This window comes from Paeniglutamicibacter psychrophenolicus, assembly GCF_030812255.1.
Classification (GTDB): Bacteria; Actinomycetota; Actinomycetes; order Actinomycetales; family Micrococcaceae; genus Paeniglutamicibacter; species Paeniglutamicibacter psychrophenolicus_A.
The window spans coordinates 1-1,021 of the sequence record NZ_JAUSSH010000035.1; the positions used below are offsets into that span (position 1 = coordinate 1).

Sequence of the window (1,021 nt, forward strand, 5' to 3'; positions counted from 1 at the left end):
GCCTAGACGATTGATTCCAAGGGGTGACATGGCGGGCAAGGGTGTCCAGAATCGAGGTGTAATACCCAACTTCGAACCTGGAGAGTTCCGATGGACAACGATCTGGACACCCTTGCAACAGCACTGTACGCCTCGACGGACGACTTTTTGAAGGGCCATCCGGAACTGGCGCCGTGGCGGCCGGCGGTCGGCTTGCAGCCGCGGATCACCGATGCGGAACTGGTGACCGCGGCGGTGATGCAAGCCCTGCTCGGCTTCACCTCCGAACGGCGCTGGTTGCGCCAAGCCCGGGTTGACCTCATTGAATGGTTCCCGCACCTGCCCGAGCAGTCCGGCTACAACAAGAGACTGCGGCACCTGGGCGGAACCCTCCAGGCCGTGATCGCGCACCTGGGGCAGGACACGGACCTGTGGGCGGACGGGATCTGGATCGCCGATTCCACACCCGTGGAATGCGGCCGCTCCCGCGACACCGCGCACCGCTCCGACCTGGCCGGGTTCGCCGAATACGGGTACTGCGCCTCCCACTCGCGCTGGTTCTGGGGACTGCGCCTGCATCTGCTGTGCACCCCGGCCGGGATGCCGGTGTCCTTCGCCCTGACCGGCGCGACGGCCGATGAGCGCACGGTCCTGCTCGGCATGCTGGAATCGATGCCCGCCAGGGCCGGCGCCGGGCAGATGATCCTGGCCGACAAGAACTACTACGGGAAGCTCTTCGAACGGGACCTGGCCGAGGGCGGTATCGTCCTGGTCCGTCCCACCCGGCAGGGCGAGCGACGACGACCCGGCAAGGAATTCCTGAAGCCAATGAGGCAGGTCATCGAGTCAATCAACGACACCCTCAAGGGCCAGCTGGACCTCGAGGCGCACGGCGGGCGCACCATCGCCGGGGTCACCGTAAGGGTGCTGCAACGCATCCTCGCGATGGCCGCGGCGATCTGGCACAACCAAAACATCGGTGCCCATCCGCTGCGCTCCTTGACCGCCTATGACCACTGACCCCTTGGAATCAATCGTCTAG

The 1,021-nt window shown here is 65.5% G+C and carries 1 protein-coding gene; it reads left to right on the top strand.

Annotation, left to right across the window (positions count from 1 at the left end):
- Positions 1–90: 90 nt before the first annotated feature.
- Positions 91–999: an IS982 family transposase gene (locus J2T21_RS20770; RefSeq protein WP_307584078.1), complete on the top strand. Its 909-nt coding sequence runs from the start codon at positions 91–93 to the stop codon at positions 997–999.
- Positions 1,000–1,021 lie beyond the last annotated feature (22 nt).